Origin of the sequence: Thalassovita autumnalis, from assembly GCF_001458255.1 — a bacterium.
Lineage (GTDB): Bacteria > Pseudomonadota > Alphaproteobacteria > Rhodobacterales > Rhodobacteraceae > Thalassobius > Thalassobius autumnalis.
The window spans coordinates 1-10,153 of the sequence record NZ_CYSB01000017.1; the positions used below are offsets into that span (position 1 = coordinate 1).

General features: G+C 52.9%; 6 protein-coding genes. All 6 read left to right on the plus strand.

Annotated features, from left to right (window positions below):
- Nucleotides 1-81: 81 nt before the first annotated feature.
- The 6 genes from TL5118_RS04870 (at nt 82) to TL5118_RS04890 (ending at nt 9,886) form a co-directional block, all read left to right on the plus strand.
- Nucleotides 82-2,100, plus strand: coding sequence for a type I restriction-modification system subunit M (locus TL5118_RS04870; RefSeq protein WP_082626151.1), 2,019 nt, complete (start codon nt 82-84; stop codon nt 2,098-2,100).
- Nucleotides 2,097-3,437, plus strand: a complete 1,341-nt coding sequence (locus tag TL5118_RS04875) for a restriction endonuclease subunit S (protein ID WP_058242152.1) — start codon at nt 2,097-2,099, stop codon at nt 3,435-3,437. Before TL5118_RS04870 ends, TL5118_RS04875 begins: the two co-directional genes overlap by 4 nt.
- Nucleotides 3,434-3,823, plus strand: coding sequence for a hypothetical protein (locus TL5118_RS04880; protein WP_058242151.1), 390 nt, complete (start codon nt 3,434-3,436; stop codon nt 3,821-3,823). The genes TL5118_RS04875 and TL5118_RS04880 overlap by 4 nt, the downstream gene beginning before the upstream one ends.
- Before the next feature lie 62 nt (nt 3,824-3,885).
- Complete coding sequence (locus TL5118_RS04885) at nt 3,886-6,171, plus strand: GmrSD restriction endonuclease domain-containing protein (RefSeq protein WP_058242150.1); 2,286 nt, start codon at nt 3,886-3,888, stop codon at nt 6,169-6,171.
- Between the two features lie 135 nt (nt 6,172-6,306).
- On the plus strand, nt 6,307-6,918 hold the full coding sequence (locus TL5118_RS21150) for a hypothetical protein (RefSeq protein WP_131727407.1): 612 nt from the start codon (nt 6,307-6,309) through the stop codon (nt 6,916-6,918).
- A 7-nt stretch (nt 6,919-6,925) separates the two neighbouring features.
- A complete protein-coding gene (locus tag TL5118_RS04890; RefSeq protein WP_058242153.1) occupies nt 6,926-9,886 on the plus strand; it encodes a type I restriction endonuclease subunit R in 2,961 nt (986 codons plus the stop codon).
- Nucleotides 9,887-10,153 lie beyond the last annotated feature (267 nt).

Below are 10,153 nucleotides of genomic sequence, written 5' to 3' on the forward strand. Positions count from 1 at the left end.
GGACATCTAGCAGGCACTCCATCACGCCGTCAGAGCGGGGACACCGGACGGATACCAAAGACTAAGGGTAGAAGTCATTTCATGAGCACCGACATAAAATCACTTGGATCCTTCGTCTGGTCCATCGCCGAGCTTCTTCGCGGAGATTTCAAGCAATCCGAATACGGCAAAGTCATCCTACCCTTCATCGTCTTGCGCCGTCTGGACTGCATCCTCGATGAAACCAAATCTGCCGTTCTGGACATGGCTTCCTCGCTGCCCGCCGACATGGACGATGAAGCGCGAGACACGCTTCTTGCCGGCGTGGTTGGCCAAAATATCAGGCTTTACAACCTTTCCCGCTTCACCTTCGCGACCCTCAAAGGTCAGGATGCAAAGGACATCCACAAGAACCTGATCGAATATGTCACCAAGTTCTCACCGAATGTGCGTGATATCTTCCTGGACAAGTTCCTGTTCACCGACCAGCTCAAGCGCCTGAACGATGCTGGGCTGCTCTTCCAGGTCTTCGACCGTTTCACCCAGATCGACCTTCACCTGAACAAGGTGTCCAACATCGAAATGGGCTACCTGTTCGAGGATCTGATCCGCCGCTTTTCGGAGATTTCCAACGAAACCGCCGGGGAACACTACACCCCGCGCGAGGTTATCCGGCTGATCGTGTCCCTTCTCTTGGTCAACGACAAGGAAGCCCTGACCGGTTCAGGCGTCATTCGCCAGATCTATGACCCGGCGGCGGGCACCGGCGGCATGCTCTCCATCGCCGAGATGGAGATGAAGGAGCTGAACGAACGCATTCGCGTGGAGCTCTTCGGGCAGGAACTAAACCCGGAATCCTTCGCGATCTGTAAATCCGACATGCTGGTCACCGGCCACAACCCGGAAAACATCGCCTTCGGCAACACGCTCACCCAGGACGCCCACGCGGGCAAGCGCTTCCACTATATGCTCTCCAACCCGCCCTATGGGGTCGACTGGAAGAAATACGCGGATCCGATCAAAGACGAGGCTGCCGAACTTGGCATGCAGGGCCGCTTTGGCGCCGGTCTGCCACGGATCTCGGACGGGCAGCTTCTGTTCCTGCAACACATGATTTCCAAGATGCGCAACGACGAGCAAGGCACGCGCATCGGCATCGTTATGAACGGCTCGCCCCTTTTCACAGGCGGTGCAGGATCGGGTGAGAGCGAGATCCGCCGTTGGATGCTGGAAAATGACTGGGTCGAGGCGATCATCGCCCTGCCCACCGACCTGTTCTACAACACCGGAATTCAGACCTATGTCTGGCTGCTCACCAACCGTAAGGACCCGGCACGCCGGGGCAAGGTTCAGCTGATCGACGCCAGCGGCGAGCGCTTCTGGAAACCGATGCGCAAATCGCTGGGCTCCAAACGGCGGGAGATCCCGCAGGACGCCACGGACGAAATCGCCCGCATCTACCATGACATGCTGAACGGCAATTCCGACTGGGCCGATGTGTCCAAGATCTTTGACACAACGGATTTCGGCTATCGTGAGATCCGGGTGGAACGCCCGCTGAAACTGCGCGTTGAATGGTCTGAGGGCGGAAAAGAAGCCCTTCTGGAGGCCAAACCGTTCCAGAAACTTGACGAGGGCAGCCAGGCAAAGGCGCTGACCCTGGTGCAATCCCTCCTAAGCGGCGGACACTGGATGAACGCGGACAGTTTCGCCAAAGCCATGGACGATCTGTTCAAGAAATCCGGCCTTAAGTTCGGCGCGCCGGTCAAGAAAGCCATCCTGAACGCTTTTACCGAGCGCGATGAAGAGGCCGAGACCTGCACCGATAAGAAAGGCAACCCGGAAGCGGACACCACCCTGCGCGATCATGAACTGGTGCCACTGGGCGAGGATTGGAAAGATTATGTGGCGCGCGAGGTCACACCCTTTGTGCCCGATGCCTGGGTGGATGAAAGCTACACTGATACACAGGACGGCAAGGTCGGCCGGGTCGGCTATGAGATCAACTTCAACCGCTATTTCTATCAGTATGTCCCGCCTCGTCCCTTGGAAGAGATCGACGCCGAATTGAAGACGCTGGAAGCGGAGATCGCTGGATTGTTGAAGGAGGTGGTGGCGTGACAGCGACCTGGTTTCACTCGCTGCCGAAAGGTTGGGCGTCACGTCGCATTAAGACCATTTCTCCAGTTATGCGTGGTGCAAGTCCTCGACCTATCGACGATCCAGTCTATTTTGACGACGACGGTGAATTCGCTTGGGTTCGCATTAGTGACGTCACGGCATCAACCGGTCTCTTAAAGTCTACAACTCAACGATTGTCTGACTTGGGCGCATCCAAGAGCGTCAAACTTGAGAGTGGCAAATTGTTCCTCTCAATTGCTGGCTCGGTAGGTAAACCCTGCATAACGGGCATGAAAGCATGCATCCACGATGGGTTCGTCTATTTCCCATACCTACCTATCGAGTCCCAAAAATTCCTCTATTGGATTTTTGTTTGTCGTGAGTGTTTTTCCGGATTGGGCAAGCATGGAACACAACTCAATCTAAACACTGAAACGGTTGGGAACATCGCCATTCCTTTCCCAGACCTCGAGACCCAACGGCAGATCGCCGATTTCCTGGACCGCGAGACCGCAAGAATAGACCTGCTGATCGAGAAAAAGCAGCGCTTGGTGGCGTTGCTGGAGGAGCAGCACTCCGTTGAACTGGCGTCTTTGGCACTCGGTCTTGCTCCAAATGAAAAATTCGACAAGGACACTTGGGATCAAAATCTTCCCCCTAACTGGGTAGCGACTTCTCTAAAGAACCTCATCGACCCTAACCGCCAAATAACCTATGGCATCGTTCAACCGGGCGAACGCGACGAAAGCGGCATTCTGATGGTGAGAGGGCAAGACTACTCCAAGGGTTGGGCGGAACCAGACACAGTATTCCGTGTCTCACCTCAAGTCGAACGTCCCTATGCGCGGGCGCGCCTCCGAGCCGGTGATATTGTGATGACCATCGTTGGTGCGGGTGTCGGGAATGTCGCGATTGTGCCTCTCCTCTATGACAAAGCAAATATCACGCAAACCACTGCACGCCTTGCAATAAACCCACGAACTGCAGACGCAGAGTATGTGAAAGGCGTCCTTGAGTCGAAGATTGGCGCTCTGAACGTTGAAAGCTTCAAACGTGGTGCCGCCCAACCAGGTCTAATGTTGAAAGATGTTGCACGCTTCCGCGTCCCTGTTCCGCCAATCCCTGCCCAACAGAGGGTCGCATCGCAGATGCAGGCCAGTGCCAATCGTGTTCTGAAGATACAAACAAAAACAAAGGCCTCCATCGACCGCCTGAAAGAATACCGCTCTGCCCTGATCACCGCCGCAGTCACAGGCCAGATCGACGTAGCAAGCCACAGTAGGTCCGGCTTCACGGAACACAGGCTTGATGCCCTGCAAGAGGAGATGGACGCATGACCCGATCCATCGACGAACTTCGTGGTTTCCTGCGCGGCTACCTCCTCGCGCATCCCTCCATCTCTGAAATTCCCTCCAAGACCGCCTCCTCGGGCAAGGCCCACCTCTCTGCTTTCCGCACCAAGGCCGGTAACCCCATCGGGATCGAGTTCGACAAAGATACCCTGCAGAACATCTGGCTGCGCGCTCAAGACGCCCCAATAGCCCCAGCCAGAACCAAGACTACCGAAAAGCAGTGGACCGGCACAGACTGGAAAGGCTCAGATGGAAAAGGCACAAACAGCAACCTGTCAGCCTATGACGACTTCCATGGTCACGACCTCATCCGCTTTGGCGTGAACTCCCAAGAAGACGCGCTTGCGATCCTTGAGCACGTGCTGCGGTGATCCAGATGAACATCCACAAACATTTTTGACTACCAAGATTTTACCAAAGAGGACTTGATCCTGTGAGAGACGCCCAAAAGCCCAACCAATTTACCCTGAACAACCTTTTGTCGCGGCTCAAAGAAGGCCGCTTTGTTGTTCCTGATTTTCAACGCGAGTTCGAGTGGAAGCCCTGGGACATCAGGGACCTCATGCGATCCATCTTTCTCGACTACTATGTCGGCAGCCTGCTTCTCTGGAAGGGGAAGGATGACAACTTCGATGCCCTTGCATGTGAGCCAATTTATGGGCATCCAGGAGGCGGATCACCGGAACACATTGTCCTGGATGGTCAGCAAAGGTTGACGGCACTGTATTACGCCTGTGTCGCTCCAGAGAAGCCGCTTCCCAACCGCAGCAACCGAGCGATCTATTTCATCAACGTCGATCGTTTCATGCTGGAAGAATACGACGATGCTTTCGGGTATGACTGGAAGTCAAAACGCATCGAAAAACTGACAAAGGATGTCACGCTCCAATACCAAGAGCATATTTTTCCGCTTTCCGTGATCGGTGCTGGTGGATGGGCCATGCCAAACTGGGTGCAGGGATACGAAAAATACTGGCAGGAACAAACTGCAGAAGCTCAGGCGCGCGGAGACCACGAGGATGCAGAGCGGTTCGCAGTGCATGCCGAGAACGCATCCAAGTTCGGACAAGAACTCCAGACCCTGACCGATCAATATCAGGTGTCTTATATTGAACTCGACAAGGATCTGGGGCTCGACAAGATTTGCGACATCTTCACCCAGATCAACAGCAAGGGCGTGCGCTTGGATGTCTTTGACCTGCTGAATGCCCTGCTCAAGCCGCGCGATCTTCAGCTAAAGTTCATGTGGCGCGAGGCGAAAGGCCGGTTGGAGTTTGTCGATAGCCCCAAACTGAATGTTTATATCCTTCAAGTTATGTCGATCTTGAAGCAGGCCTATTGCTCGCCGAAATACCTTTACTACCTGATGCCCGGTCACCAAAAAACGATACGGACCGCCGAAGGGCGCACAGAAAAAGAAGTTTTGGTCCCAACTACCGAAGACTTCATTGCTTTGTGGAACACATCAGTTTCCGCAATGGAACGAACGATCGGGATGCTCCGTCACCCTCAAGAATTTGGCGTCACTTCCTCCAAGTATCTTCCGTATGTATCCATTCTACCTGCTTTTTCAGCCCTTCAAGAGCATGTCAGAAGCCTTCCAGCAGAAGTTCGACTGGATGCTCAACGCAAAGTCCGGTTCTGGTATTGGGCCGCCATTTTCACCAATCGTTATTCGGGTTCGGTTGAGTCAACGGCGGCGCGCGATTTCCAGACCATGAAAGCTTGGATCGAGGATGACGCCAACGAACCACCTCTTATTCAGGAGTTCAAAACGCGCTTCAAATCCTTGGAATTGCGCCGGGAAACCAAATACGGTTCGTCGATCTACAACGGCATTTTCAATCTTCTGGTTTTGAATGGAGCTCGAGATTGGGTGAGCGGAAACATTCCCGAAAACCAGCTTTTGGATGACCACCACATTGTTCCTGCCTCATGGGGTGAAGCACACCTGACAGACCGTTCCATTCACTCCATCCTGAACAGAACACCGCTCCTTGACGAAACAAACAGGCATATCATCCGTGATAAACTGCCAAATCAGTATCTTCCCGAGCTCATCGAGAAGAATGGAGAAAATCGAGTGCGAGCCATATTGGAGAGCCACCTGATTTCTCCAGCAGCATTTGAAATTCTGCTGAGGTCAAACTTCTCGGACGCGGATTTTGAAGAATTCATTACCGAAAGGCAGAGAACTTTCATTGAAGCAATGGAAACTTTGCTCATCAAAGAGCGCTTGGATCTGGCTCCTGACCTAAGGGAGCTGGACTCAAGGGTGGAAGGCGTCGAGCTCTCCATTCGTTCGAAGATTGAGTTCGCTTTGGATACACATGAAGGCATCTTCCCGCCGCATGTTTCAGAAAAACTCCAACAGCGTTTGAAAAGATCTCAAAGGAAGAACCCCGGGTTTGACTTCGAATACTATTCCGGAACACGAGGGAAGTTAGAGTTTTGCGACCTTCAGGAATTGAAAGATATCATCCTTGCTAAATCCAACTGGCCTCAATTTGCGGATAAGTTTGTCTCCAAGGAGGATTGTTCGAAACGATTTGACCAACTCGCCGAACTGAGAAACGGAATTCGGCACAGCAGAACAGTTGATGAGATCTCAAAGAAGGATGGTGAAGCTGCTCTCCTTTGGTTTGAGACAGTTACCTCCGCGAGCGCAGATACTTCCACATCAATGAGCAAAACGCAGGGAGCGGGCGCGAATATCTAACGTGTTTTTTCAGCTGAGATGCAGAAAGGTATTTCTTTGCTGGCAAGCAATAGTTGAGCTGGCACCACTGAACGCTGACGCGATACATCGCAAGAGAAGTTAGATGCATGAACAAGTTTCGAGAGCGAGATTAAGATGGGTGAAATAAGGGAACAAGATTTCGAGTGGGCTGCGATTGACAGAATGGGAAAAATGCTACGAACCCCTCATCCCAACTTTCAAACGACCCACACCTATTCGAGTTTTGCATCTATTCTTTGTTGGACCGTTCAGAGAATTCGCACTTCTCCAATCCGCCCTGACAGGGACGTAAATGCTCGACAAATACCAGAGAATGATCCAAATTTTGCTATCTTCGACGCCATCCAGATCGAACTCAACGACACGTCTATAGAAGGCTTTTTTGGAGCCTTGCCCAACGCTTCTGATCACCTTAATTCTTTGCGTCAGAAAGACGAGAATGGGCAAAACATCTCTGCTCTGTCATTCATTGTAGCATTGAGAAACTCTGTTGCTCACGGTGATGGGCGAAGCGTGAAACCCGTAAATAGGCCGAAGCAACTGGTAGGGTTCGAATTCGACCTGAGAAGCCCGCGCTATTTCCCAAGTTGGTCGCGCAATACACAACTGAATCGCAGCGCAATGGCGCAAATCGCCGGCAAAATGGTTGATACCTTCTGCGAACGGTTTCGCCACTCAAGCACCACAATAACCGGAGAGCTTGAACAAATATTGGAAGTTCAGTGAGACCATCATGACAACCCATTCCACCGCAGACATTCATCAAGAAAAAGTCTTTGAAGAACATATTGTTGCCAGCCTGACTTCAGGCCTCGGTTACGTCGAGCGCGATTGTCCCAGCCATTACGATGTCGGGCTGGCACTGGACACTGAGTTGTTGTTTCAGTTCCTACGAGAAACCCAAACGGATGCTTGGAAGGTTCTGGAAGATCACTACAGTGCGCAGGCTGAAAGCGAAGTGCTCAAACGGCTTGAGAAGGCCCTGAAGGATAACCCGACACATGTTGTTCTTCGCAATGGTATCAAGCTGGTGCCAAACATCCAGTTTTCGCTCTGCTATTTCAAACCGGCCTCCAACCTGAACCCGGACCTCACCCGGCTTTACGAGGCCAACATCCTGTCGGTGATGCGGCAGGTGACCTATTCTGCGAAGAACAAGAACGCGATTGATTTGGTGATCTTCGTCAACGGCATTCCCGTGACGACATGGGAGATCAAGAACCTGCTCACCGGGCAGAACGTCAAGCACGCCGAGAAACAGTATCGCAAGGACCGCTCTCCTGCTGGTGAGCCGTTGCTGACGTTCAAGCGAGGGGCCATCGTGCATTTTGCGGTGGACCAAGACAACGTGTTCATGACAACCCGCCTTCTGAACGGCAAGACACGTTTTCTGCCCTTCAACCGCGGCCGTGACGGCGGTGCAGGCAATCCGGACGTCCCCGGCGAGAACCGCGTCGCCTATCTGTATAAGGACCTTCCTGACTGTCAGGCCGTGTTCTCGCGCGAGGTGCTGTTGGACTTGATCGGACGGTTCATCCACCTTGAACGCGATGGTGGGAAGGAAGTGCTGATCTATCCCCGTTTTCAGCAGTTCGATGCGGTGCGTAAGTCTCTTGCCGATTCAAAGGCGCATGGTGCCGGTCAGAACTATCTGATCCAACACAGCGCGGGTTCGGGCAAATCAAACACCATCGCCTGGACTGCGCATCAGATAATCAACCTGCATGACGATGGCGACCAGCCATTGTTTGACACGGCCATTATCGTGACGGACCGCCTGGTCCTTGATCGGCAGCTGCAGAATACCATTGGTGGGTTTGCCCAGACAGATGGCGTTGTGAAGAAGATCGAAGGCACATCACGCGACCTGAAAGACGCCATCCTGAAGGGCGCACGGATTATTATTACAACGATCCAAAAGTTCGGCACCGAGCATCTGGCAACTATTTCCGGGCAATCGGGCAAGAACTTCGCCGTGATCATCGACGAAGCCCACTCATCGCAGTCTGGCAAGGCGGCTCAGGCGATGACAGACGCCCTGACACGCAGCGCAACCAGTTCTGACGACATCGAGGACATGGTCCTCGCCTTCCAGAAGGCGCGCGGCCCGCAAAAGAACATTTCATTCTTCGCCTTCACCGCGACCCCTCGGAACGTCACGCTGGAACGGTTTGGCAGAACTGGGACCGATGGAAACCCGAACCCCTTCCACCTTTATTCAATGCGGCAAGCTATCGAGGAGGGTTTCATCCTCGACGTGTTGCAAAACTACATGACCTATCAAGCCTACTACCAGCTTGAGAAGGCCATCGAAGACGACCCAGATTTCAAGGGGCGCAAAGCCCAGGCCCGGGTGGCGCGCTATGCATCTCTGCATCCGACGGCAATTGACCAGAAAGTTGAAGTGATCGTGGAGCACTTCCGTCGGCATGTTTCCAGCGAACTTGATGGGCAGGCAAAGGCCATGATTGTCACCCAGAGTCGTGAACATGCTCTGCGCTATTGGCAACGCCTGAATGATTACATTGCAGCCAAGGGGTATGCTGACCTGAAAGCTCTTGTGGCGTTTTCTGGTGACCTGGAACTGGATGACCAAACCTGGACGGAAGAGCTGGCTAACGGGTTTGCAGAGACCGAGCTTCCCAAGCGATTTGACACAGATGAATATCAGATCCTTGTCGTTGCTGAGAAATATCAGACCGGCTTCGATCAACCCAAGCTCGTGGCCATGTATGCCGACAAGAAGCTGGCCGGTTTGCAGGCGGTGCAAACTCTTGCAAGATTGAACAGAACTCGCGCCGGCAAGGATCGCACCTTCGTGCTCGACTTCCAGAACACAATGGAAGAGATTAAGGAGGCATTCTCTCCCTTCTTCGAGGCAACCGCGCTTGAAGAGAGGACCGATCTCAATCAGATCTACGATCTGGAGCAAAGAATATCGTCCTCCACTTACGTGAATAAGGACGAGGTAGAACGGTTTGCAGACCGCTTTTTCCAGGGGGATCTTTCCACCCAGGACCGCCTTGCCCTTGAAGGGACGGTCCGCCTCGCTGTTGAACGCTTCAATCTGGATGAAGACGACGCTCAAAAGGAGGAATTCCGCCAACTCCTGCGCAGTTTTCTGCGCTTCTATTCCTTTGTGGCACAGGTTGTTTCGCTGAATGATGCCTGGCTTGAGAAGCTCTACGCATATGCCTCGTGGCTTTCTCGTCTATTACCTTCGCGTGAAGTTCCTGCCGACATCATGATCACAGATGACATGTTGTCACTTTCGGCATTCAAACTGAAAAAGAGCGAGGAAGGCAGCGCTTCTTTGGTGGCTGGTGAAACCACAACGCTGGCCCCAATCACCGAGTTCGGGGCAAACGCTTACACCGAGGAAGAAGAACGCTCGCTTTCCGAAATCATCGACTCGTTCAACGATCGCCACGGGACCAGCTTTTCGCGCGAGGATTTCCTCAGGTTTGAGCGGGTCACACGCGACATCATGAATGATGAAATGACGGAGATGGTGCGTAACAACCCAGCTGATGTTGTCTACAACGCATTCTCTCAGGCCTTCTTCCAAGGCATGGTCAAGATGTTCCAGCAAGACAACGAGATGCGAAACATTGTGATGACAGACAAAGATGCCCGCGAGCAAGCCACACGGCATTTCTTCAAAAGAGCGCAACGGCAAGCCAAGGAAGCTTGAAAACCAATCAAAACGCGACAGGATGTTAGTCATGGCAAGGAGTTGAATAATGGTTCATCCAAAACACCCTGAGCAAAGTCTGGTTTCCTTTCTGCAGGCCCGAGCGCGCGATAGTGGCGCGACCTTCATTGAATATGTTCAGCAATTGGGGCGCGACGAGAAAGTAGCTTTGAGGTCTAATGATTTTAACGCCCAAAACGTAATTTCGGCTCTAGGCTCAGGACTCATAGCCAGTAAATAACGAGTGCGGCGAGAGCGATGGCTGAC